Raw genomic sequence first — 24,055 nt, forward strand, 5'->3', positions numbered from 1 at the left:
GCCGGTGGCGGCTGCTTTATAAAGATAAGGGGTAGAGCTATCCACCTCTTTTTCGATCCTCATGGAAGAGTGCTGACGTGTACCGGTTATCGCTCCGTTTGCGCTGTTAACCGGAAGATTGATACCGTGACTTAAACCGATTATCTCAATGCTTCCTTCGCAGTCCTGGACATCTACTGAGCCTTTGATATCCGCGCCGCCGTCGTCTTTGAGCCACATATAGGGAGGGATTGGCATGTTATTTGTTCCTTTTTTTGTTAAATAACTTCATTGTTAAGAAATAGAAGACCGTTGTGAGAGTAACCAGGATTAAAATATCGGCGTTTATATATGTTTCGTACATTGTCTCCGCATTCACATCATCATAGATGAATTCGCAAATAGCAGTCGCAATGTCATGATTAATGTAAGCTGTTGAAGGACCCAGAGTGCGACCTACCAGGAAGCTAATTAAAACAAACCAGACGGCCTTTAGCAGCCTTGAGGCCCATTTACGGGCAGGTGTAGCTATATCCACTGCCAATAACCTCAATGCAACCGCGAGCCATGAGTGAACGCATACACGGGATTTGAATAAGCTCTGTATTCATCAAAGCGCTATGAATCGCTGCATAATCGGAGTTATGAGCGATTGTTATACATCCTTCTGACACTGTACCCGGATGGAGTCTGAACAGCCCGCGATAGACGTGTTCAACCCATGTTCCATCGTCGATCCCCCAATCATCCCTATATAAAGCAAACCACTCATCACGGCCAAATTCCGCACCGGATCTTATTTTGTTCCACTGGTCCTGAACATGAGCCTTTATTGAAGATAAGAAACCGCCTGAACCTCGATCGACAATCCAATATTTACCTGGGGGAATTGGGCCTGCACCTTGTATTGCGCCGCAGGCTCCTTGATTACGGTAAGCTCCCTGACCGGAATGCGCCATAAAGATGCCAACCCCATATAGATTAAATGGGGCGTAGTCAGCACCGTTTAGCGTCATTGTTCCATTTATAGCCATACATATCCGCCTTTCGTTTTAGCGACGGATTTGATGTCTGGCATGTACTGCGCCTTTTTATCAGGGCTCAAACAAGTATATGGGGAGACCGATGTTACCTGCGTTATTGACATTACTGCGCTTAAAAACTCCATTCCTTTTCCTGCCATCAGGTGGTTTATTCGTTACAGCTTATGCCCGCTGCCTGTATGGAAGGTCAAACCCGATCATGTTTCCGCTCAATTGGTGTTCTTTTAAGATATTGACCAGGCAAATTTTAACCGCATGAGACGATCAGCGATGCCGCCACGCTGTCGCCATGGGCATAAAGGTAGGGTTATAAGCAACTGATTGGGAAGGGGATGAATTTCAGGCAACAAAAAACCCATCAACCTTGAACCAAAACGGCGGGGTTGATGGGCTCCACAAATTGGGGACATCAAAGAAAAGCAGTGGCAATAGTTATGACTGTGACCTGTGTAAAAAGTTCTGCGCGTAACGAAAATTTTTTCAGCCACGCGCAAACTTGAGACTTATCCGAGTCCAGGCCAGATAATGACGATCAGCGTACCTGCCAGCGTCAGCAGCACGTTTGCGATCGCGTACGTGCCTGCATAGCCCAGCGCCGGAATATTGCTGCGCGCGGTGTCGCTGATGATTTCCATCGCCGGTGCGCAGGTACGCGCGCCCATCATCGCGCCGAAGAGCAGGGCGCGGTTCATGCGTAGCACGTAGGCACCGAACAGGAAGCAGATCACCACCGGCACCAGGCTGACGACAAGTCCGGAAAGCAACATTTGCCAGCCGACAGCGCCCAGGCCGTTGCCAATGCCGCTCCCGGCGCTTAAGCCGACACCCGCCATAAAGACCATCAGGCCGAACTCTTTCACCATGTTCAGCGCCCCCTGAGGGATATAACCGAAGGTCGGATGGTTCGCTCGCAGGAAGCCCAGCATGATCCCGGCGAACAGCAGGCCGGCAGCGTTACCGATGCCGAAGCTAAAGTTGCTGAACTGGAAGGTGATCATCCCAATCATCAGGCCGACAATGAAGAAGGCGCAGAACGCTAACAGGTCCGTCACCTGGCTGTGAATGGAGATAAAGCCGATACGATCGGCAACGGTTTTGACACGTCGGGCATCGCCGCTGACCTGCAACACGTCGCCTTTGTTGAGCACAATGTTATCGTCGATAGGCATTTCAATCTGGCTGCGGATAACGCGGTTGAGGAAACAGCCGTGGTCGGTCAGCTTCAGCTGCGCCAGACGGCGGCCCACGGCGTTGTGGTTTTTCACCACAATCTCTTCGGTGACGATACGCATGTCGAGCAGGTCGCGGTCGAACACCTCTTTCCCGTTGCGGAAGCTGGGATCGAGACGCGCGTGGGCGTCCGGGTAGCCGACCAGGGCGATGTCATCGCCCATCTGGAGCACCGCGTCACCGTCCGGGTTAGCCAGAATACCGTTACGACGAATTCGTTCGATGTAGCAGCCGGTCTGACGGTAGATCCCAAGTTCGCGCAGGTTTTTCCCGTCAGTCCAGGCAACCAGCTCCGGGCCGACCCGGTACGCGCGGATCACCGGCAGGTAAACCTTACGTTTGGAGTCCGTGTCCAGGCCGCGCTCACGGGCAATGGTCTGGGCGCTGGTCTGGAGATCCTGATGCTGAAGTTTCGGCAGATAGCGCGCGCCAACAATCAGGCTTACCAGACCAATCAGATAGGTCAGGGCATAGCCCAGGCTCAGGTTGTCCAGCGCGACGGAAAGCGGCGTGCCTGCCATGCCAGAATGACGAAGCGTGTCCCCGGCACCCACAAGCACCGGCGTGGAGGTCATCGAGCCGGCCAGCATACCGGCCGTTAAGCCAATGTCCCAGCCAAACAGTTTGCCCAGCCCTAACGCAATCAGCAGCGCGCTGCCGACCATCACCAGCGCCAGCATCAGATAATTTTTGCCATCACGGAAGAAAATCGAAAAAAAGTTCGGGCCGGCTTCCACGCCTACGCAAAAAATAAACAGCATGAAACCTAAGTTAAGCGCGTCCGTGTTAATACTGAAATGTTGCTGACCTAATAACAGCGAGACGACTAAAACGCCAATGGAATTACCAAGTTGAACTGAACCCAGGCGCAATTTACCCAGACAAAGGCCCAGTGCCAGTACCACAAATAATAACAGGATGTAATTCCCATTTAACAAGTCTGCGACGTTTATATTCACGGAGGCTAACTTCTTGTTTACCAGTAAGTTGTTGAATGAAAGGACTATTTGGGCTACTGTTTTCAGAGTCAGGGAATCACTGAGAACCTCCCTGCTTCCTGATAAATACCCTAAACACTAGCAGGCGGTTAGTTTAATCGTAATAGCTACCGACAGCCACCTATTATCGCACGACTTCCGTGCGTGTTTTGGCAAGGATTGCCGCAATGCTTTATCTGACTGGGCGTCCACCGGACGATTTTTGTATTTGATAGAGATAAGTCAGGAGGATAGTTTGAACTTTAAACGAAACTGGGCTGGCGTCATCAGCTGTTTTTTGCTGTTTACGGTCGTTTGCATGTCGCTTGCATTTAACGTGAAGGGCGCCTTCAGAGCGTCCGGTCATCCGGAGCTGGGCCTGCTGTTTTTCATTCTGCCGGGGGCTGTGGCCAGTTTTCTCTCTCGCAAAGGCGAGGTGGTGATGCCGCTTCTGGGGGCAATCCTTGCGGCGCCCATCTGCTTGCTTCTGATGCGCGTGCTGTTTCTCTCGTCGAGAAGCGTCTGGCAGGAAGTGGCGTGGTTGTTGAGCGGCGTTTTCTGGTGTGCGCTGGGCGCGCTGTGTTTCTTATTTACGCGCAGCCTGCTGCAACAGCGGAAGCACCGTAAATAAAAACGCCCTCAGGGTGAGGGCGTCTTCGCATTGCCTTACTGAGCGGCAAACAGGCCAAGGTGCTCTTTGGCGTAGGCTTCAAAATCGGTGCAGCCGCCGATGTGTTTCTGGTCGAGGAAGATCTGCGGCACGGTTTCAACCGGTTTACCCACGGTTTTTTCCAGATCGGCTTTGCTGATGCCTTCCGCGTGGATATCCACGTAGCGGAAGTTAAAATCATCACGTTCTTCAGTCAGTTTCTCAGCCAGCTCTTTCGCGCGCACACAGTAAGGGCATCCTGGACGACCAAAAATTACTGCAAACATTTCTCTCTCCTCAAAAAACAAGCCTGACGGCGAATAATGCCTATAGTGCACGATAACCTGTCGTCATGGAAAGAAGGTTTCACCTGTCACTTTGATACAGTCAGGCTATGTTTCGCCAATTACATCATGGGGATCATTGCCTATACTGGCTGCCATACGTTTTACGCAATACAAAGAGAGATAAAATGACGCCAACCATTGACCTGCTTCGTTCCCACCGTTCCATTCGCCATTTTACCGATGAGCCAATTACTCAGGCGCAGCGTGAAGCGATCATCGACAGCGCGCGCGGTACCTCCAGCTCCAGCTTTTTGCAGTGCAGCTCGATTATCCGCATCACCGATCCGGCGATGCGTGAACAGCTGGTGACGCTCACGGGTGGACAAAAGCACGTTGCCCAGGCGGCCGAGTTCTGGGTGTTCTGCGCCGATTTTAACCGTCACCTGCAAATCTGCCCTGAGGCGGAGCTGGGGCTGGCGGAACAGCTGCTGCTGGGCGTGGTCGATACGGCGCTGATGGCGCAAAACGCCTTCACGGCGGCGGAATCGCTGGGGCTTGGCGGGGTGTATATCGGCGGGCTGCGCAACAACATCGAAAGCGTGACCGAGCTGCTGAAGCTGCCGAAACACGTGCTGCCGCTGTTTGGCCTGTGCCTCGGCTGGCCGGCGGACAACCCGGATCTGAAGCCGCGTATTCCTGCCGCGATGCTGGTGCATGAAAACCACTACCAGCCGGTCGACCAGGACGTTCTGAATCAATACGACGAAGAGCTGGCGAACTACTACCTGACGCGCGACAGCAACAACCGTCGCGACACCTGGAGCGACCATATTCGTCGCACCATTATCAAGGAGAGCCGCCCGTTCATTCTTGATTACCTGCACAAGCAGGGCTGGGCAACGCGGTAGTCCATTCCTCCCGCGCCTCGTGTATGATAGGCAGGCTTTTACCATGTCTTTAGAGAGGTGCAGGGTGAAGATTGCCATATTGTCCCGGGATGGAACGCTCTATTCATGTAAACGTCTGCGAGAAGCGGCGGCGAAGCGCGGGCATCAGATTGAGATCCTCGATCCGATGTCCTGCTATATGAACATCGACCCTGCGGCGTCGTCGATTCACTACAAGGGCCGCAAGCTGCCGCACTTCGATGCGGTGATCCCCCGCATTGGCTCCCAGATCACCTATTACGGCACGGCTGCGCTGCGCCAGTTTGAAATGCTGGGAAGCTATCCGCTCAACGAGTCCGTGGCGATTTCCCGCGGCCGCGATAAACTGCGCTCGCTACAGCTGCTGGCGCGCCAGGGGATCGATCTGCCTGTCACCGGGATTGCCCACTCCCCGGACGACACCAGCGATTTGATCGACATGGTGGGCGGTGCGCCGCTGGTCATAAAGCTGGTGGAGGGCACGCAGGGAATCGGGGTGGTACTGGCGGAGACGCGTCAGGCGGCTGAAAGCGTGATTGACGCGTTTCGCGGTCTGAATGCCCATATTCTGGTGCAGGAATATATTAAAGAGGCCAAAGGGTGCGATATCCGCTGCTTTGTGGTGGGCGATGAAGTGGTGGCTGCCATTGAGCGGCAGGCGAAAGAGGGCGACTTCCGCTCGAACCTGCACCGCGGCGGCATTGCGCGGGTGGCCATTATCAGCGAGCGCGAGCGCGCGATCGCGGTGAAAGCCGCACAGACGTTAGGCCTGGACGTTGCGGGGGTCGATCTGCTGCGCGCCGAGCGCGGGCCGCTGGTGATGGAGGTCAACGCCTCGCCGGGGCTGGAAGGGGTGGAAAAAACCACGGGCGTCGATATTGCAGGTAAAATGATCGCGTGGATTGAACGTCACGCGACGCCGGGATTTTGCCTGAAAACGGGCGGTTAAATGGATCGGCGCGCACTTTTTGCGTAATCTGGACAACGTTTTTATTTAAGAGGCTGCACAGCGATGGATTTACAGGTCGTACCTACACTGGATACGTTACGTCAATGGCTCGATGATGCCGGTATTACTTTCTTCGAATGCGACTCCTGCCAGGCGCTGCATCTGCCTCACATGCAAAATTTCGACGGCATTTTTGATGCCAAAATCGATCTGATTAACGACGTCATTCTTTTCTCGGCGCTGGCCGAAGTGAAGCCTTCCGCGCTGCTGGCGCTGGCGTCCGATCTGTCTGCAATTAACGCCAGTTCTCTGACGGTCAAAGCGTTTCTCGACATACAGGATGATAACCTGCCGAAGCTGGTGGTTTGCCAGTCTTTATTCTCCGGCGCCGGGCTCTCCTTCAAGCAGTTCGCCTGGTTTATGCGCCTGAGCGAAGAGCAGATTTCCATGGTAATGATGGAAGCCAACGCACACCACCTGCTGTACAGCGCGGAAGATGATGCTGAGAATAATGATGCATCTCCCAATTTTCTCCACTAAGGCTGTCTGACTTTTGCGCAGTCGCTGCCAGAGCGGCTGCATAACACCGTTTTTTCTGCTGCTTTTAACCTTTCTTTAAAGAATTTTTCACCTCCTCTCAGGCCGTTTCGGCTTATCACGTAGACATAATCTGCATAAAAAATTGATAAAAGGCGTTTTTACGTCTGGGCTATAGCCGGAGACACGGGCTACAGTTATTCTTGCGATGCTTAAAAAAGCGAGCGGATCCTGCCGGAAAAAGGGGGTTATATTTATTTCGGGCAGAGCGACAAACTATGCATGATTATTGCATATCTTCAGGCTGCACAGTTTTGGTTCGTTTGTTAACGAGCTTTCAGAAGGAATAACAATATGATCGCCTTGAATAAAAAATGGTTATCGGGTCTGGTTGCGGGTGCTCTGATGGCCGTCTCTGCCGGCACGCTCGCTGCGGAACAAAAAACGCTGCACGTCTATAACTGGTCTGACTATATTGCGCCGGACACCGTCGCCAATTTTGAAAAAGAGACCGGCATTAAAGTGGTCTACGACGTATTCGATTCCAACGAAGTGCTGGAAGGCAAACTGATGGCGGGCAGCACCGGCTTTGACCTGGTTGTGCCGTCGGCAAGTTTCCTTGAGCGTCAGCTGACCGCCGGCGTTTTCCAGCCGCTGGATAAGAGCAAATTACCCAACTGGAAAAACCTCGACCCGGAGGTGCTGAAGCTGGTGGCTAAGCACGATCCGGAGAATAAATACGCGATGCCATACCTGTGGGCGACCACCGGCATCGGCTTTAACGTGGATAAGGTCAAAGCCGCGCTGGGCCCGGACGTCAAGCTGGACAGCTGGGACGTGGTGCTGAAGCCGGAAAACCTTGAAAAGCTCAAAAGCTGCGGCGTCTCTTTCCTCGATGCGCCGGAAGAAATTTTTGCCACCGTGCTTAACTATCTCGGCAAAGATCCCAACAGCAGCAAGGCCGACGACTACACCGGCCCGGCAACCGACCTGCTGCTGAAGCTGCGTCCGAATATTCGCTACTTCCACTCCTCTCAGTACATTAACGACCTGGCGAACGGCGATATCTGCGTGGCAATCGGCTGGGCGGGTGACGTCTGGCAGGCGGCGAACCGTGCGAAAGAGGCGAAAAACGGCGTGAATATTTCCTACTTCATTCCGAAAGAGGGCGCGCTGGCGTTCTTTGACGTCTTCGCCATGCCGGCTGATGCGAAAAACAAAGAGGAAGCGTATCAGTTCCTCAACTACCTGATGCGTCCGGAAGTGATTGCCCACATTAGCGACCACGTTTACTACGCTAACGGTAACAAGGCCTCCGTGCCGATGGTCAGCGAGGATATCCGCAATAACCCGGCGATCTATCCGCCAGCGGACGTCTTTGCCAAGCTGTTCACCCTGAAGGTGCAGGAGCCTAAGATCGACCGCGTGCGTACCCGCGCGTGGACGAAGGTGAAAAGCGGTAAGTAACGGCGTTTGATATCGTTGCCCGGTGGCGCTAACGCTTACCGGGCCGACACAACCCGTAGGCCGGGCAAGCGTTAGCGCCGCCCGGCGATGCGCACCCTGACGGTGCGTTTGCACCAGTGTTGATCTATGCCGGAGAGCACCCCGTGAATGACGCGATCCCCCGCCCGCAGGCGAAAGTCCGTAAAGCGCTGACCCCGCTTCTTGAAATTCGTAACCTCACCAAATCCTTCGACGGCCAGCATGCCGTGGACGACGTCAGCCTGACGATCTACAAAGGCGAAATATTCGCTCTGCTCGGCGCATCGGGCTGCGGTAAGTCCACGCTGCTGCGCATGCTCGCCGGGTTTGAACAGCCGACCGCCGGACAGATAGTGCTGGACGGCGTTGATCTCTCCAGCGTGCCGCCGTACCAGCGGCCCATAAACATGATGTTTCAGTCCTACGCGCTGTTTCCGCACATGACCGTCGAGCAGAATATCGCCTTCGGCCTGAAGCAGGACAAGCTGCCGAAAGCCGAAATCACCGCGCGCGTGGCGGAGATGCTGAGCCTGGTGCACATGCAGGAGTTCGCGAAGCGCAAGCCGCACCAGCTTTCCGGCGGCCAGCGTCAGCGCGTGGCGCTGGCAAGAAGCCTGGCGAAGCGTCCGAAGCTGCTGCTGCTCGACGAGCCGATGGGCGCCCTGGATAAAAAGCTGCGCGACCGGATGCAGCTGGAAGTGGTGGATATCCTCGAGCGCGTGGGCGTGACCTGCGTGATGGTGACTCACGACCAGGAAGAGGCGATGACCATGGCCGGGCGCATTGCGATCATGAATCGCGGTAAGTTCGTGCAGATTGGCGAGCCGGAAGAGATCTACGAGCACCCGACCACCCGCTACAGCGCGGAGTTTATCGGCTCGGTGAACGTCTTCGAAGGGCTGCTGAAGGAGCGTCAGGACGATGGCCTGGTGATTGAATCGCCGGGGCTGGTGCACCCGCTGAAGGTTGATTCTGACAACTCCGTGGTGGACAACGTGCCGGTCTACGTGGCCCTGCGCCCGGAAAAAATCATGCTCTGCGATGAGCCGCCCGCCGATGGCTATAACTTTGCCGTGGGCGAAGTGGTGCACATTGCCTATCTCGGCGACCTGTCGATTTATCACGTTCGCCTGAAAAGCGGGCAGATGCTCAGCGCCCAGCTACAGAACGAGCACCGGTATCGCAAAGGACAGCCAACCTGGGGCGACGAAGTGAGCCTGTGCTGGGATGCGGACAGCTGCGTCGTACTGACGGTATAAGGAGCGGCCATGAGTACACTTGAACCTCCAGCCCGCGTCAAAACACCGGGCGGCTTCGCGCGCTGGCTGGCGCGCGTGCAGATGGCGCATGGCCGCAAGCTGGTCATCGCCATGCCGTATATCTGGCTGATCCTGCTGTTTCTGCTGCCGTTCCTGATCGTCTTTAAGATCAGCCTGGCGGAGATGGCGCGGGCGATCCCGCCGTACACCGATCTGTGGGAGTGGGCCGACGGACAGCTGACGCTGACGCTGAATCTGGGCAACTTCCTTCAGCTCACCGAGGATCCGCTCTATTTCGAAGCCTATTTACAGTCGTTGCAGGTGGCCGCCGTCTCGACGATATGCTGTCTGCTGATGGGCTACCCGCTGGCGTGGGCGGTGGCGCACAGCAAGCCGTCAACGCGAAACATTTTGCTGCTGCTGGTGATTTTACCGTCGTGGACGTCGTTCCTGATCCGCGTATACGCCTGGATGGGGATCCTGAAAAATAACGGCATCCTGAATAACTTTCTGCTGTGGCTTGGCGTCATCGACCAGCCGTTGACCATCCTGCACACCAACCTCGCGGTGTATATCGGGATTGTTTACGCCTACCTGCCGTTTATGGTGCTGCCGATTTATACCGCCCTGACGCGCATTGACTACTCGCTGGTGGAAGCCTCGCTGGATCTCGGCGCGCGGCCGCTGAAGACCTTCTTCAGCGTGATCGTGCCGCTGACCAAAGGCGGGATCATTGCCGGGTCGATGCTGGTGTTTATACCGGCGGTCGGGGAGTTTGTGATCCCGGAACTGCTTGGCGGACCGGACAGCATCATGATTGGCCGCGTGCTGTGGCAGGAGTTCTTCAATAACCGCGACTGGCCGGTGGCCTCGGCGGTGGCGATCGTCATGTTGCTGCTGCTGATCGTGCCGATCATGTGGTTCCACAAGCATCAGCAGAAACAGATGGGAGATCGCGGATGAACAACTTGCCGGTAGTACGCTCTCCGTGGCGCATTCTGATCCTGGTGATTGGCTTCACCTTCCTGTACGCGCCGATGCTGATGCTGGTGATCTACTCGTTCAACAGCTCAAAGCTGGTGACCGTCTGGGCGGGCTGGTCAACGCGCTGGTATAGCGCGCTGTTCCACGACGAGGCGATGATGAGCGCGGTCGGATTAAGCCTGACCATTGCAGCGCTGGCGGCGACGATGGCCTGCGTGCTGGGCACGATTGCCGCGCTGGTGATGGTGCGCTTTGGCCGCTTCCGCGGGGCCAACGGCTTTGCGTTTATGATCACCGCGCCGCTGGTGATGCCGGACGTGATCACCGGCCTGTCGCTGCTGCTGCTGTTTGTGGCGCTGGCGCACGCCATCGGCTGGCCGGCGGATCGCGGGATGCTTACCATCTGGCTGGCGCACGTGACCTTCTGTACGGCGTACGTGGCGGTGGTGATCTCCTCGCGTCTGCGCGAGCTGGACCGCTCCATTGAAGAGGCGGCGATGGATCTCGGCGCCACGCCGCTGAAGGTTTTCTTCATCATCACGCTGCCGATGATTATGCCGGCGGTCATCTCCGGCTGGCTGCTGGCGTTCACGCTCTCGCTCGACGATCTGGTTATCGCCAGCTTTGTCTCGGGGCCGGGCGCGACGACGCTGCCGATGCTGGTCTTCTCCAGCGTGCGCATGGGGGTAAATCCGGAGATTAACGCTCTGGCGTCTATCATCCTTGGCGTGGTCGGAATTGTCGGATTTATCGCCTGGTATTTGATGGCGCGCGCGGAAAAGCAGCGCGTTCGCGATATCCAGCGTGCAAGACGCGGCTGAAGGAATTATTATTTCCAGTGATGTGCCGCGTATGACGCGGCACTGTTTTTCAGGGAAGTAAAAACATTGGGATTCTTGCAAAAAACACGTCATTCGCACGCCCGTCCGAACGTCCCTGCGCTGGTTCAGGTGGCGGCGCTCGCCATTATTATGATCCGCTGCCTGGATGTGCTGATGATTATGAACACGCTGGGCCCGCGGGGCATGGGGGAGTTCATTCATCGCAGCGCGCAGACGTGGAATCTGACGCTGGTGTTTCTCAGCAGCCTGATGCTGGTGTTTATTGAGATCTACTGCGCGTTCTCGCTGGTAAAGGGGCGCAACTGGGCGCGCTGGGTCTATTTTCTTACGCAGATCACCGCTGCCAGCTATCTGTGGGCCGCCTCGCTGGGCTACGGCTATCCGGAGCTGTTCAGCATTCCCGGCGGCTCCCGCCGCGAGATTTTCCATTCCTTAGTGATGCAGAAATTGCCGGACATGCTGGTGCTCTGCCTGCTCTATGTTCCCGCCTCCAGTCGGCGGTTCTTCCGCCTGCAATAATGTGTATAATCGCAGCCCTCGTTTTCCTTGAGGTTTTCATATGCAGTGCGCACTCTATGACGCCGGTCGTTGCCGCTCCTGTCAGTGGATAGAACAGCCGGTCTCTCAACAACTCACCGCCAAAATGGCCGATTTACAGCAGCTGCTTGCCGGTCACGCGGTGGGCGAGTGGTGCGCACCCGTCAGCGGGCCGGAGCTGGGCTTTCGTAATAAAGCCAAAATGGTGGTCAGCGGCAGCGTCGAAAAGCCGCTGCTGGGCATGCTGCACCGTGACGGCACGCCGGAAGACCTCACCGCCTGCCCGCTGTATCCCGCTTCGTTTGAACCGGTGTTTGCCGCACTGAAGCCGTTTATCGCCCGCGCGGGGTTAACGCCCTATAACGTTGCCCGCAGGCGCGGCGAGCTGAAATACCTCCTGCTGACCGAAAGCCAGATCGACGGCGGCATGATGCTGCGCTTCGTGCTGCGCTCAGAGAGCAAGCTGGAGCAGCTGCGCGCAGCGCTGCCGGCATTGCAGGCCCAGCTTCCGCCGTTGCGGGTGATCACGGCCAACATTCAGCCGGTGCACATGGCGATTATGGAAGGGGAGAAAGAGATTTTCTTCACCGAACAGCATGCGCTGGCGGAGAACTTTAACGGCGTGCCGCTGTGGATCCGTCCGCAAAGTTTCTTCCAGACTAACCCCACCGTCGCCAGCGCGCTGTACGCCACCGCGCGCGACTGGGTGCGCGCGTTACAGGTTCATCACATGTGGGATCTGTTCTGCGGCGTCGGCGGCTTTGGCCTGCACTGCGCCACGCCGGACATGCAGCTCACCGGCATTGAAATCTCCGCCGAAGCGATTGCCTGCGCAAAGCAGTCCGCCGCGGAGCTGGGGTTAACCAATCTGCACTTCCAGGCGCTGGACTCCACGCAGTTCGCGACCGGGGAGGGCAACGTGCCGGAGCTGGTGCTGGTGAACCCGCCGCGCCGGGGCATCGGCCAGGCACTGTGCGACTATCTGAGCCAGATGGCGCCTAAGTACATCGTTTATTCCAGCTGTAACGCACAGACCATGGCGAAAGATATCGCTAATCTGCCGGGTTACCGCATTGAGCGCGTTCAGCTCTTTGATATGTTCCCGCACACCGCGCATTACGAAGTGCTGACGTTGCTCGTGAAATCTTAAACAAAATGTGAACTCTTCATCCCTGCGAAATCAGGTAAGCTTACGTCATAAAAATTGAATAAAGGCTTACCGATGAAGCAGATCCTGCTGGTGGAAGATGACCACGATATTGCGGCGCTCCTGCGCCTCAACTTAGAAGACGAAGGCTACACCATTACCCACGAGCCGGACGGGGGGAAGGCGTTACCGCTTCTGGAAAAACAGCCGTGGGACGCGGTGATCCTCGATCTGATGCTGCCGAACGTCGACGGCCTGGAAATTTGCCGCCGTATCCGCCAGATGACCCGCTACCTGCCCATTATCATCATTAGCGCCCGCAGCAGTGAAACCGATCGTATTACCGGCCTGGAAACCGGGGCGGATGATTATCTGGCAAAACCGTTCTCGGTGCAGGAGTTGATTGCCCGCATTAAGGCGCTGTTCCGCCGTCAGCAGGCGATGGGGCAGGCGCAGACGGACGGCATTATCCAGGCGCACGGCCTGACGATCGATCCGCTGGCGCGCAGCGTGCGTCTCAACGGGCAACACGTCGATCTCACCCCGCGCGAATTTGAGCTGCTCTATTTCTTTGCCCGCCATCCCGGCGAGGTCTTCTCGCGGCTGGCGCTGCTGGAACAGGTGTGGGGCTATCAGCACGAAGGCTACGAGCACACCGTCAATACCCACATCAACCGCCTGCGCATCAAAATTGAGAAAGATGCCGCCGAGCCGGAAATCATTCGCACCGTCTGGGGCAAAGGCTATAAGTTTGCGGAGCGTAACCATGATGCGTCGCTTTAGCCTGAGCCAGCGCCTGACGCTGCTGTTTACGGCGTTATTGCTGCTCTGCGCTACCGTTGCCTGTGCGGTGCAGCTTTACAGCAGCATGCAGTACGGCAACGCCATGGTGCAGCGGCTCTCCGGCGGCCTGGCGCAGCAGATCGTCCAGCGGGAACCGATTCTGGACGCGCAGGGCAGGGTGGATCGCAGTGCCTTAAAGCCCCTGTTCGACCGGCTGATGACCTTTAATCCGAGCGTCGAGCTGTATGTTGTCTCCCCGGATGGCGATATCCTGGCTGATGCCGCCCCGCCGGGCCACATCCAGAGGCAAAAAATTGACCTTGCGCCGATTCAAAATTTCCTGAGCGGGACGGTGATGCCGGTGCTGGGCGACGACCCCCGCAGTCAGAATAAAAAGATCTTCAGCGCCACGCCGCTGCGTCAGGACGGCGAGCTGAAAGGCTATCTGTACATTATTTTGCAGGGGGAGGAGTTCAACGCGCTGGCGGAGACGGCCTGGCACAAAGCGCTCTGGAGTACGGCGCTGTGGTCCATGCTGCTGGTGGCGCTGTTTGGCCTGCTGGCGGGGGTGCTCATCTGGTACTGGGTGACGCGTCCGGTCAAACAGCTCACGATGGACGTGGCCGGGCTGGAGCAGGACAGCATCAGCGCGATCAAGCAGCTGGCGGCCCAGCCGCTGGCGCCTGCCGGCCAGGATGAAGTGGCGATCCTGCGCAATACCTTTATTGAGCTGGCGCGCAAAATCACCTCTCAGTGGGATCGGCTGGCCGACAGCGACCGTCAGCGGCGGGAGTTTATCGCCAATATTTCACACGATTTGCGCACGCCGCTGACCTCGCTGCTGGGGTATCTGGAAACGCTGTCGCTGAAATCCGCGACGCTGACGCCACAGGAGCACCAGCAGTACCTCGCCACCGCGCTGCGTCAGGGGCAAAAGGTGCGCCATCTGTCGCAGCAGCTGTTTGAGCTGGCGCGTCTTGAGCACGGCGGCATCAAGCCCCAGCGCGAGCGTTTTGCCATGGCCGAGCTGATTTCCGACGTGGCGCAGAAGTTTGAGCTGGCCGCCCGCACGCGGGAGTTAAATCTGCATATTGATGTGCCGGGTCCGCTGCCGCTGGTGAACGCCGACGTCTCCATGATTGAACGGGTGGTGACGAATCTGCTGGATAACGCGATACGCCATACGCCACCGGGTGGAGACATTCGTCTGGCGGTGTGGCAGGAGAACGACCGGTTGCAGGTTGAAGTGGAAGATAACGGCGCGGGTGTCGATGCGGCCTTGCGGGACGATCTGTTCCAGCGGCCTTCAGCGTTAAATCCTCAGGCGTCGCGGGACAACCGGGGCGGATTAGGGCTATTGATCGTGAAAAGAATGCTGGAGCTGCACGGCGGGGGGATCCGGTTGATGGAGTCCGTAAGCGGGGCGCGGTTCAGGTTCTTTGTGCCGCTGTGAGAAATTGCCGGGTGGCGCTGCGCTTACCCGGCCTACAGACCACCCCCGTAGGCCAGACCACCCGGCAAAAAGCGATTACTGCGGGAACCACTGCTCGCTGATTTTCTGGTACGTACCGTCAGCCTTGATCGCTTTCAGCGCGCCGTTCAGTTTCTCCAGCAGGGCTTTGTTATCCGGGCGTACCGCGATGCCGAGGCCAGTACCGAAGTACTGCGGATCGGTCACTTTCTCGGTCGCCGTCCCCAGCTGCGGGTTGGTTTTCAGCCATTCGTTCACCACGGCGGTATCGCCGAATACGCCGTCAATACGGCCATTTTTCAGGTCGATAATCGCGTTCTGATAGCTGTCATAGGCTACGGTTTTGACTTCAGGGTGCTTGTCCTGGAGGAATTTCTGGTGCGTGGTGCCGTTTTCCATGCCGATGCGCTTGCCTTTCAGCTGGTCAAAGGAGGTGTACGCGCCTTTCTTCGCAATCACCACCGCAGAGTTGGCGTAGTACGGGTCGGTGAACGCGACCTGCTTGCTGCGCTCTGGGGTGATATCCATACCGGAAATCACCGCATCGTATTTTTTGAACTTGAGGGACGGGATCAGGCTGTCAAACGCGTGGTTAGTAAAGGTGCAGTCGGCCTGCATCTGCTTGCACAGCGCTTTCGCCAGGTCGATGTCGAAACCGACGATCTGGTTGCTGGCATCCAGCGATTCAAACGGCGGATAGGTGGCAGAAACGCCGAAATTAATTTTATCTGCGGCTGACGCGCCAGCGGCGAAGGTTGCCAGTAATGCGGCCAGAACTAACTTTTTCATTGTGTTGCTCCCGTCTGTAGGTCTTATGAACGTACAATGCCATTTAATGAATTTATATGCAATATAAACGATTAAATATTAAAAGGTAGGCAAAAAAAAACGGATAACCAAAAGGTTATCCGTCACGTGTATTCACGTTTATGCATTTTCTGCCGGGCGGGCCCGGCCTACGATCTCCGCTCGAATGCCAGCGCCTTACGCTCGATCAGGCGCATCATCAGCGTCAGCAGGCCGTTGACCACCAGATACACCAGCCCGGCCGCACCGAACACCATCACGTCGTAGGTGCGTCCATACAGCAGCTGCCCGTGGCCCATCACTTCCATCAGGGTGATGGTGTAGGCCAGAGAGGTGCTCTTGAACACCAGAACGACTTCGTTGGAATAGGAAGAGAGCGCGCGCTTAAAGGCGTACGGCAGCAGGATCGCCAGCGTGTCCTTCTTGCTCATGCCCAGCGCGCCGCAGGACTGCCACTGGCCTTCCGGGATCGCGCGGATTGCACCGTAAAACAGCTGCGTGGTGTAGGCGGCGCTGTTCAGCGAGAGGGCAATCAGGGCGCATAGCCACGGCTCAGAGAGCAGGTGCCAGAGCACCGGGTATTCCTGCAACGACGGGAACTGCCCCGGACCGTAGTAAATCAGGAAAATCTGCACCAGCAGCGGCGTACCGGTAAACAGCGTAATGTAACCGCGTACAATCCACACCAGCACCGGCGTTTTCAGCGTCAGGACGATGGTGAAGATCAGCGCCAGAATCAGCGCCACGATGATGGACGCGACGGTCAGCGTCAGGCTGGTGTGCAGCCCTTTCATCAGTTCGGGTAAATAGTCCAGCATCAGCCTGGTCTCCGTTCAAAACGCGTTGCACGCAGATCAATACGCTTAAGAACGTACTGGCTCAGCAACGTGATCGCCAGGTAGATCGCTGCCGCCACAATGTACCAGGTAAAAGGCTCCTGCGTACGGGTGGCGATGCTTTTGGTTTGCAGCATCAAATCGTTCACGCTGATCAGGCTCACCAGCGCGGTATCTTTCAACAGGACCAGCCACTGATTACCCAGCCCCGGCAGGGCATGACGCCACATCTGCGGCATCACCAGGCGGAAGAAGATCGCCGCTTTCGACAGGCCCAGCGCCTGGCCGGATTCCCACTGACCCTGCGGCACTGCCTTCAGCGCGCCGCGCAGCGTTTGTGACGCATAGGCCGAATAGAGCAGGGAGAGCGCAATCACGCCGCACAGGAATGGGCTGACGTCAAAGTTCTCGATCTGCATCTGCACCGGGATCTGCGCAACGCCGAGGTTAAGGGTAAAGCCGTCCGACAGCGTGAGCAGCAGCTGTGAGGAACCGAAATAGATAAACAGGACCACCAGAATTTCCGGTAGCCCGCGCAGCACGGTTACCAGCGCTGAACCGAGCCATGCGACAGGGCGCCACTTAACGGACTCCCACACCGCAAAGAACATCGCCAGTACCAGGCCGATAATCAGTGCACAAACGGCAAGGCCGACGGTCATCCCGGCGGCGCTTGCTAAAGGAAAAATTTCATTCATCAGGAATTACTTCTGGAACCATTTTTTGTAGATGGTTTCGTAGGTGCCGTCTTTCTTCACTTTTTCCAGCGCAGCGTTGAATTTCTGCTGCAACTCGGTGTTGCCCTGACGTACAGCAATACCCAGACCTGTACCGAAGTAGTCTTTATCGGTCACCTTGTCACCCACGGCGGCCAGCTTGTCGTTCGCTTTCAGCCATTCAGTCACAACAGCCGTGTCCCCGAAGACCGCATCGATACGACCGTTTTGCAGGTCCAGCTTCGCGTTCTGGTAGCTGTCATACGGCACGGTGGTGATTTCCGGATGCTTATCCATGATGAATTTCTGGTGCGTGGTGCCGTTTTGAACGCCCACCTTCTTGCCTTTCAGCAGATCGACAGAAGCGTATTTGCCTTTCTGACCGATGAACAGGGCAGAGTTGTCATAGTAAGGCGCAGTGAACAGAACCTGCTTTTCACGCTCCGGGGTGATGTCCATGCCGGCCATCACCGCGTCGATGCGGCGGAACTTCAGGCTCGGGATCAGGCTGTCGAACGACTGGTTGCTGAAGGTGCAGGTCGCGTCGATCTCTTTACACAGGGCGTTGGCCAGGTCCACGTCGAAGCCAACAATTTTGTTGTTCGCATCGATGGATTCAAACGGAGGATAAGACGCTTCGGTGGCGAAACGGATGGTCTGGGCTGCGGTAGCGGAAAGGCTGACGCTAGCGAGCAGCGCGGCAATCAATACTTTTTTCATTATAATTTCCCTAACACGTCAGTGAGATAAGTAATTTTTGAAGGCATCGGTTTGCGGGTTGGTGAAGCAGCTCGCGTCACCTTGCTCAACGATATACCCGTTTTCCATGTAGACCACGCGGCTGGCGGTTTTGCGCGCCACTTCCACCTCGTGGGTCACGATGACCTGGGTAATGTTGGTTTCCGCCAGCTCGCGAATAATACTCACGATCTGAGCAGTAATTTCCGGATCCAGCGCCGCGGTCGGCTCATCAAACAGTAGCACCGCCGGCTCCATCATCAGCGCACGGGCAATCGCCACGCGCTGCTGCTGACCACCGGAGAGGTGAAGCGGATAGCGGTCGCTGTAGGGCTTCAGGCGCAGACGTTCCAGCAGCTTGTCGGCACGCGCCATCGCCTGATCCTTGCTTAAGCCGAGCACGCGGCACGGGGCTTCAATCAGATTTTGTACCACGGTCAGGTGCGGCCAGAGATTGTATTGCTGAAAAACCATGCCCACGTTTTGACGCAGTTCACGAATCGCTTTATCAGAAGGGGTTTTCGCAAAATCAAAATGGTTACCGGCAATGGCCAGCGTGCCCGAGCGGGGCATTTCAAGCAGATTCAGAACGCGCAGAAGGGAGCTTTTTCCCGCGCCGCTTGGGCCGAGCAAAACCAGCGTTTCGCCCTCCGGGCAGCTCAGCGTAATGTCGAACAGCGCCTGGTGTGCGCCGTAGAAGCAGTTAATGCCGTTTAGTTTAATACTCATCGGGGCAGTCTTTACTCATCCAGGCAATCTATAGCAATTGAGGCCGCAGATAGTACCGTTGACAGAATAGTTATGCAATATTTCTGCGTTAAAAGTTAAATATAACCCGTTTTTCTTCTTAAACATAGCACAAAATAGCGAAGGGGGAGGGGGGCGAGAATAAATGTCGGCATTCCGCCTGAAATGCCGGACATTTTACGGGGTTAACGTTTATATCACCGCTGCGTTAGCGGTTTTCAACGGACTGGCGCAGGGTGCCAGCCGGGGCATGAACGCTGCCGCCAATGTAGCGAACATCATCGATGGCCCAGCACTGTCCTTCACGGATCATCAGCACTTCATCCTGCCAGGTCTGGGTGCCCTGCGTCAGCTTCACGCGCAGCGGAATATTGCGCGCGTCGGTGTTCGGGATGGTTGACGCGCTGGCAACCTCGGCGCTGTCGGGCAGCGTCGCGCGGCTGGAGAACGGATCGGCAGACAGCAGCGCGTTATGCTGCGGATCGCGCGAGGCGTCGTTAAGCAGTTTCGCCAGGTTATCGCTCAGGTACGGGCGCAGGGCGGTGAGGTCATTACCGCGATGCTGAATGCGATAATCATAGAACTGTTGCGCCACGGCGTCCGGGCCGCCCTCGATGCAGGGGCCGCTGCGGGAACCGATATCCTTAAAGGCTGGCGTGACCGGCGTAGTGCAGGCGCTGAGCACCAGCGCGCAGGGCACTAAAAGCGTTAAAGCAGAGTAGCGCATGTTGATTTCCTTATTTATTAACTATCCTTTCAATCATAGCGTAACGAACCGATAATGCAGTTGCTAACGCATTGAACGCTAAAGAAGGAGAGAAAGTATGCAGTTTTCAACGACCCCAACCCTGGAAGGGCAACCGATCACCGAGTACTGCGGCGTGGTCACCGGCGAGGCGATCCTTGGCGCTAACGTCTTCCGCGACTTTTTTGCCGGCATTCGCGACATCGTCGGCGGGCGCTCCGGCGCGTATGAAAAAGAGCTGCGTAAAGCGCGCGAGATTGCGTTTAAGGAACTGGGCGAGCAGGCCAAGGCGCTGGGCGCGGATGCGGTGGTGGGCATTGATATCGACTACGAAACGGTCGGTAAAGATGCCAGCATGCTGATGGTGAGCGTAAGCGGCACGGCGGTGAAGATCCGTTGATGATGCGTTCGCTCCCAGCCGTCCTGCTGGCGCTGCTGCTGGCAGGATGCGCCACGGAAAAAGGCATCGTTGATAAGGGTGCTTACGAGCTGGATACGCGCCATCAGGCGCAGGCGGCCTACCCGCGTATAAAGGTGCTGGTTATTCACTACACCGCAGACGATTTTGACACCTCGCTTGCAACCCTGACCGATAAAAACGTCAGCTCCCATTATCTCATCCCCGCCAGGCCCCCCGCGCCGGACGGTAAACCACGCATCTGGCAACTGGTGCCGGAGAGCGAGCTTGCCTGGCATGCGGGCATCAGCTTCTGGCGCGGCACCAACCGCATCAACGATACCTCCGTGGGGATTGAGCTGGAGAACCGCGGCTGGCAGAAAGTTGGAGGGGTAAAAACCTTCGTGCCCTTTGAACCGGCACAAATCGCGGCGCTGATCCCTCTCGCTAAAGACATCATTGCCCGCTACGACATCAAACCGCAGAACGTGGTGGCCCATGCCGATATTGCCCCGCAGCGTAAGGACGATCCCGGCCCGCTGTTCCCGTGGCGCGAGCTGGCGCAGCAGGGGATAGGCGCGTGGCCCGATCCGGCGCGCGTGGCGTTCTATATGAACGGGCGATCGCGTTATGAGCCGGTGGATACCGCAACGCTGCTCGATCTGCTGGCCCGCTACGGCTACGAGGTGCCCGAAGACAGCACCCCCGCGCAGCAAAAACGCATCATCATGGCGTTCCAGATGCATTTCCGCCCGCAGCTGTGGAACGGTGTAGCCGACGTTGAATCCCTGGCTATCGCCGAAGCGCTGTTAGAGAAATACGGACAGGGGTAATCCTTCAGAATACCCCCGAATAGGTATATTCTCCTTACTTGTCATGAGATTAATCTTAAGTACATCGTCAATTAACTTTTAGTAAATTGACTTAAAATTATCCGGATTTAAGATAGACACATAGCTTGCTAACTAAATTGGCAAATAAATAAAAGCATTATTCTTTCTTTTTTTTCTTGAGAATTTCATCAGGACTCATATTCAGGTTCCGGCAACAGGCCGGGGCCATTATTAATCATTAAAATCTTAAATCGGGTATAACAATGTTAAGAATCTACGCTAATAAATTACGTCCGCAGGCCGAGATGGAAAAAATTATCGCTGCCACTTCCGGCGTTGAGGAAAAAACGCTGAAGAAATGGCAAAAAATCTCTACGGCTGATTTCGAATACATCCATATTATCGTCAGCGGTGAGGTAGAGTTTCGCCGTGAGTCAGACGAGCTGTGTATGTTCAGCGTAACGGGATACTGCATATTCGGCCTCTCCTCAATGTACTACCAGTCCGCCCATATGTACGGCCTTGTGCGGGCGAATACCGTGGTTCGCTCCATTAAGAAAGAGGATTTCGCCCGGCTGATGACCGAGAAAAACCTGTGGCCTGAACTGACGAAGGTGCTTTCCTGGTATATCTGCATGCTGAGCAAACGCGATGATGTTCTGGTTGCCCGCAGCGCGTATTCCGTTGTCCGCGAATTTTTATATGAAATAAACGATCTGATTGTCCAGCATCAACGCGATATCAACGTTTATGATTACATTCAGGAATATACTAACCTGGCGCGCAGCACCATTATTAAAATCCTCTCCGACCTTAAAAAAGGCCAGTATATTGTGGTGGAAAAAGGTCGACTGCTTAATCTCACCTCTCTGCCTGAAAAATATTAATGCTGCACCCGCCGGTCTCCTGATTCATCTGACGGACGCCGGCTATTATCGCTCTGTTTTACGCTTGCCTGCGTATTATCCTGCGTTTCGTCTACCGGCGGCGCGGGTATTTTTCCCTGCGAATAATCCTGCTCCTGTTCTTTCAACGCCTGCTTAAGTAATTCTTCAAGAGACGCATCGTTGCTGCCTGCGCTGGCGGGCGCGATGTCGCGTTCGTGCGCCTCGGTTCCCGGCAGGGTATCCCGCGACGTGTCCTGCGGCACCGCGCCGTCGGGCGCCTGCTGCCAGTCGGCATCATCGCTGTTTATGGGCAGGTCCTGCATGGGCGGAACATCAACATGCACCGGCGCAGGTTTAGGCTGCGGATGCGGGAACGGTTTACTCACATACACGTAATGCATATCTGAAAGCTGCGTTTCCGGCTTCGCCACGCTGGCTTTGACCGGTTCGGGCGACGGGTGGCGGAGGTGCCAGTACACATGTGCATACAGGCCGGCAACCAGCATGGCGCAAAGCCCGAACGCCCATAACACCGTTTTGCCGAATACGTTTTTCAGGCTGGGGAGACGGTACGAGAACCAGACCGCCTCTCCGGTTGAGTAGCTGCGCTGGGCCGCAAGACAGATGGTCGACATTAGGCTTTTTTCTCCTGCGTTTTCGCGTCCGCAGTGGTGCGGACGGCCTGAATCAGTACGCTCGGCGTGCTGTTGGTCACGCGCATTAATTGCATCAGCGTGTCTTCTCCCGGGATGCCGTCCACGTGCAGTTTCATTTGTTGCTGGAACTCGCGGGTGCGTTTCATCATCTCTGCGGTCCAGATCCGGGCGTGCGTTTCCGGCTTGCTGAGCGCGAGGCTTAACTGCTGATCGAGCCAGGCCATGTCTTTACCGTCGCTGGCGGCGCCGATCGCGTCCTGGCCTTCCGGCGTCAGGCGGTGCAGCTGAGTGAAGTTGCCGGTCGCATGCTGGTTAAACCAGCTGCGGCTCACCTGCCAGGTCCGGTTATTCATGAGCAGGTCAATCGACGTGTCGCCGACGCGGGCGACAACCGCATAGTTAAGGTGACCGCCGGTTTTGAGCTCGCTGACCCACGGATACCCCTCCCGCGCCAGCGCGTCCGGCGACGCGTTCCCCTGCTTACACATCAGGTTCACCTTCGCGGCGTTATGGCACAGGGCCTCTTCTGCCGAGGCGTCATACCCCCACATCAGATAAAGCTGGTGCATCGCATCCGGCTGATTCACCATTTCGTTGTCGATAACCGGCACCACGGCTGCTTCAGGTTTTGGCGTCGGCTGTTTCCAGCTGACGGGGACCGGCAGCGGGATGGGAAGGTGCGCGTTGATCGACGAGGTCAGATACCAGCCGCAGGCCGCAAACAGCACCGACGCGAACAGCCCCACGGTCGCCAGGCGCTTACCCTGTTTTTTGGCGGGCAGGATCTCTCCCGCCGCCAGGCGTAAATGACGCGGGCTGACCTGCGCCGCGCGTTCCGTCCAGGCGGCGAGCATTGACAGGTGTGCCAGAGCATTCAGTTTGCTGATGTTGCCTTTGGTCAGCGCGTGCATTTTGCGCACGCGGGCCGGCGTTAACGGCGAATTTTCACAGCCGTGTTCTTCGCACTGCGCCTGCACGTAGCTCAGGTATTCGCGGCAGGTCAGGGGGCGCAGAACGTGATGGGTGTGCATATATTCGCGCAGTTCAGGTTGCTTAATCAGGCTTTCCCGATCCGCTGCGCCCATTAGCACCACGGACAGGCGGACGTTCAGCTCCTGGGCACGCGTGAGCAGCGTTCCCAGGACTTCCAGACAGCCCTCTTTCATGGCTTCGCAATGGGCGATGGTCAGCACTCTGGATTTCGCTTTTCCCTCCTGCCACTGGCGCAGTACGGCATCCACCGCCTGCATGCGGTTGCCGATCGCTTTCGCTCCCGGGTTGAGCTTGTACAGCAGGCTACTGGCACTCAATTTTGGAAACGCGCTGATGGCAAGCACGTTGCCGCTGCTGGTTTTCAGCGCATCGCTGAAGTGAGCCAGGAGCGGCGCGTCGTCGCTAAAGAGCCCGATAATGCCCGCCTGCTGGGTTTTCTCTTTCAGCAGGTTAAACACATCCTGATGATAAGGCACCAGAAAATCCCCGGATAAACGGGCGATCGTCCTGAATGGCGGGTTTTTAAAATTAAAGTGGCTCTGATACATAACGACTTACCGTCTCTGATTAGGAATAGCAACAGCACCAGAAAGTAAGTTAATGCTCTGAGGTGGT

27 protein-coding genes are annotated in these 24,055 nt (G+C 56.4%); 15 read left to right on the forward strand and 12 right to left on the reverse strand.

The genetic code is table 11. From position 1 onward, the window contains the following. The 3 genes from E0L16_RS18925 to E0L16_RS18940 form a co-directional block, all read right to left on the reverse strand. A partial coding sequence (locus tag E0L16_RS18925; protein WP_131637822.1) for a type VI secretion system tube protein Hcp occupies nt 1-237 on the reverse strand: 237 nt, incomplete at its 3' end. 254 nt (nt 238-491) lie between these two features. Continuing rightward, a complete protein-coding gene (locus tag E0L16_RS18935) occupies nt 492-1,013 on the reverse strand; it encodes a DUF2778 domain-containing protein (RefSeq protein ID WP_131637826.1) in 522 nt (173 codons plus the stop codon). Between the two features lie 512 nt (nt 1,014-1,525). Beyond that, nucleotides 1,526-3,211, reverse strand: a complete 1,686-nt coding sequence (locus E0L16_RS18940; RefSeq protein WP_063866223.1) for an aspartate:alanine antiporter — start codon at nt 3,209-3,211, stop codon at nt 1,526-1,528. A gap of 274 nt (nt 3,212-3,485) precedes the next feature. Here E0L16_RS18940 and E0L16_RS18945 point away from each other — a divergent pair, with 274 nt between their 5' ends. After that, nucleotides 3,486-3,860: an inner membrane protein YbjM gene (locus E0L16_RS18945; protein ID WP_063449233.1), complete on the forward strand. Its 375-nt coding sequence runs from the start codon at nt 3,486-3,488 to the stop codon at nt 3,858-3,860. Between the two features lie 35 nt (nt 3,861-3,895). On the opposite strand, the gene E0L16_RS18950 is transcribed toward E0L16_RS18945, so the two are convergent. Then, on the reverse strand, nt 3,896-4,165 hold the full coding sequence (locus tag E0L16_RS18950) for a GrxA family glutaredoxin (protein WP_014169305.1): 270 nt from the start codon (nt 4,163-4,165) through the stop codon (nt 3,896-3,898). A gap of 185 nt (nt 4,166-4,350) precedes the next feature. Between E0L16_RS18950 and nfsA the strand changes: the two genes are divergently transcribed. The 11 genes from nfsA (at nt 4,351) to E0L16_RS19010 (ending at nt 15,067) form a co-directional block, all read left to right on the forward strand. Further along, nucleotides 4,351-5,073, forward strand: coding sequence for a nitroreductase NfsA (nfsA, locus tag E0L16_RS18955; RefSeq protein ID WP_063449232.1), 723 nt, complete (start codon nt 4,351-4,353; stop codon nt 5,071-5,073). A 64-nt stretch (nt 5,074-5,137) separates the two neighbouring features. After that, on the forward strand, nt 5,138-6,040 hold the full coding sequence (gene rimK / locus E0L16_RS18960; protein WP_131637827.1) for a 30S ribosomal protein S6--L-glutamate ligase: 903 nt from the start codon (nt 5,138-5,140) through the stop codon (nt 6,038-6,040). Between the two features lie 63 nt (nt 6,041-6,103). Beyond that, the gene (locus E0L16_RS18965; protein ID WP_003858385.1) at nt 6,104-6,580 is read left to right on the forward strand and encodes a YbjN domain-containing protein; all 477 of its coding nucleotides are present in this window, start codon (nt 6,104-6,106) and stop codon (nt 6,578-6,580) included. Nucleotides 6,581-6,931: 351 nt separating this feature from the next. After that, nucleotides 6,932-8,044 carry a spermidine/putrescine ABC transporter substrate-binding protein PotF gene (gene potF / locus E0L16_RS18975; protein WP_131637829.1) on the forward strand — a complete coding sequence of 371 codons (1,113 nt, stop codon included), beginning with the start codon at nt 6,932-6,934 and terminating at the stop codon, nt 8,042-8,044. Nucleotides 8,045-8,187: 143 nt separating this feature from the next. Further along, entirely contained in the window at nt 8,188-9,321 is a 1,134-nt protein-coding gene (gene potG, locus E0L16_RS18980) for a putrescine ABC transporter ATP-binding subunit PotG (protein WP_017693732.1), read from the forward strand. A gap of 9 nt (nt 9,322-9,330) precedes the next feature. Continuing rightward, nucleotides 9,331-10,284, forward strand: a complete 954-nt coding sequence (gene potH / locus E0L16_RS18985; RefSeq protein ID WP_063866228.1) for a putrescine ABC transporter permease PotH — start codon at nt 9,331-9,333, stop codon at nt 10,282-10,284. After that, on the forward strand, nt 10,281-11,126 hold the full coding sequence (gene potI / locus E0L16_RS18990) for a putrescine ABC transporter permease PotI (protein WP_063449228.1): 846 nt from the start codon (nt 10,281-10,283) through the stop codon (nt 11,124-11,126). Before potH ends, potI begins: the two co-directional genes overlap by 4 nt. Nucleotides 11,127-11,168: 42 nt before the next feature. Further along, a complete protein-coding gene (locus E0L16_RS18995; protein WP_087878582.1) occupies nt 11,169-11,666 on the forward strand; it encodes a YbjO family protein in 498 nt (165 codons plus the stop codon). Between the two features lie 40 nt (nt 11,667-11,706). Next, nucleotides 11,707-12,834 (forward strand): 23S rRNA (uracil(747)-C(5))-methyltransferase RlmC, encoded by a 1,128-nt coding sequence (gene rlmC, locus E0L16_RS19000; protein WP_131637831.1) that lies wholly within the window; start codon nt 11,707-11,709, stop codon nt 12,832-12,834. Between the two features lie 72 nt (nt 12,835-12,906). Continuing rightward, the gene (locus E0L16_RS19005; RefSeq protein WP_063866230.1) at nt 12,907-13,614 is read left to right on the forward strand and encodes a response regulator transcription factor; all 708 of its coding nucleotides are present in this window, start codon (nt 12,907-12,909) and stop codon (nt 13,612-13,614) included. After that, nucleotides 13,598-15,067, forward strand: coding sequence for a sensor histidine kinase (locus tag E0L16_RS19010; RefSeq protein ID WP_131637833.1), 1,470 nt, complete (start codon nt 13,598-13,600; stop codon nt 15,065-15,067). Before E0L16_RS19005 ends, E0L16_RS19010 begins: the two co-directional genes overlap by 17 nt. 75 nt (nt 15,068-15,142) lie before the next feature. Here the strand turns inward: E0L16_RS19010 and artJ are convergent, their stop codons facing one another. The 6 genes from artJ to E0L16_RS19040 form a co-directional block, all read right to left on the reverse strand. Next, nucleotides 15,143-15,874, reverse strand: coding sequence for an arginine ABC transporter substrate-binding protein ArtJ (gene artJ, locus E0L16_RS19015; RefSeq protein WP_107535016.1), 732 nt, complete (start codon nt 15,872-15,874; stop codon nt 15,143-15,145). Nucleotides 15,875-16,041: 167 nt separating this feature from the next. Then, the gene (gene artM, locus E0L16_RS19020; RefSeq protein WP_131637835.1) at nt 16,042-16,710 is read right to left on the reverse strand and encodes an arginine ABC transporter permease ArtM; all 669 of its coding nucleotides are present in this window, start codon (nt 16,708-16,710) and stop codon (nt 16,042-16,044) included. Next, nucleotides 16,710-17,426 carry an arginine ABC transporter permease ArtQ gene (artQ, locus tag E0L16_RS19025; protein WP_063449222.1) on the reverse strand — a complete coding sequence of 239 codons (717 nt, stop codon included), beginning with the start codon at nt 17,424-17,426 and terminating at the stop codon, nt 16,710-16,712. The genes artM and artQ overlap by 1 nt, the downstream gene beginning before the upstream one ends. 6 nt (nt 17,427-17,432) lie before the next feature. Continuing rightward, a complete protein-coding gene (gene artI, locus E0L16_RS19030) occupies nt 17,433-18,164 on the reverse strand; it encodes an arginine ABC transporter substrate-binding protein ArtI (protein ID WP_063449221.1) in 732 nt (243 codons plus the stop codon). An 18-nt stretch (nt 18,165-18,182) separates the two neighbouring features. Next, nucleotides 18,183-18,911, reverse strand: a complete 729-nt coding sequence (gene artP, locus E0L16_RS19035) for an arginine ABC transporter ATP-binding protein ArtP (protein ID WP_107535018.1) — start codon at nt 18,909-18,911, stop codon at nt 18,183-18,185. A 226-nt stretch (nt 18,912-19,137) separates the two neighbouring features. Continuing rightward, a complete protein-coding gene (locus tag E0L16_RS19040; RefSeq protein WP_063449219.1) occupies nt 19,138-19,656 on the reverse strand; it encodes a lipoprotein in 519 nt (172 codons plus the stop codon). Between the two features lie 97 nt (nt 19,657-19,753). Here E0L16_RS19040 and E0L16_RS19045 point away from each other — a divergent pair, with 97 nt between their 5' ends. The 3 genes from E0L16_RS19045 (at nt 19,754) to E0L16_RS19055 (ending at nt 21,791) form a co-directional block, all read left to right on the forward strand. After that, nucleotides 19,754-20,074, forward strand: a complete 321-nt coding sequence (locus E0L16_RS19045) for a heavy metal-binding domain-containing protein (RefSeq protein WP_063449218.1) — start codon at nt 19,754-19,756, stop codon at nt 20,072-20,074. Then, entirely contained in the window at nt 20,074-20,904 is an 831-nt protein-coding gene (locus E0L16_RS19050; RefSeq protein WP_131637837.1) for an N-acetylmuramoyl-L-alanine amidase, read from the forward strand. The genes E0L16_RS19045 and E0L16_RS19050 overlap by 1 nt, the downstream gene beginning before the upstream one ends. Nucleotides 20,905-21,167: 263 nt before the next feature. After that, nucleotides 21,168-21,791, forward strand: coding sequence for a helix-turn-helix domain-containing protein (locus E0L16_RS19055; protein WP_131637839.1), 624 nt, complete (start codon nt 21,168-21,170; stop codon nt 21,789-21,791). Here the strand turns inward: E0L16_RS19055 and E0L16_RS19060 are convergent. Beyond that, nucleotides 21,788-22,426 carry a hypothetical protein gene (locus tag E0L16_RS19060; RefSeq protein ID WP_131637841.1) on the reverse strand — a complete coding sequence of 213 codons (639 nt, stop codon included), beginning with the start codon at nt 22,424-22,426 and terminating at the stop codon, nt 21,788-21,790. The genes E0L16_RS19055 and E0L16_RS19060 overlap by 4 nt on opposite strands. Continuing rightward, a complete protein-coding gene (locus E0L16_RS19065; RefSeq protein ID WP_131637843.1) occupies nt 22,426-23,988 on the reverse strand; it encodes an ExeA family protein in 1,563 nt (520 codons plus the stop codon). Before E0L16_RS19065 ends, E0L16_RS19060 begins: the two co-directional genes overlap by 1 nt. Between the last annotated feature and the right edge of the window lie 67 nt (nt 23,989-24,055).

The sequence above is a fragment of the Enterobacter quasihormaechei genome (assembly GCF_004331385.1).
In the GTDB taxonomy this organism is placed as follows: domain Bacteria; phylum Pseudomonadota; class Gammaproteobacteria; order Enterobacterales; family Enterobacteriaceae; genus Enterobacter; species Enterobacter quasihormaechei.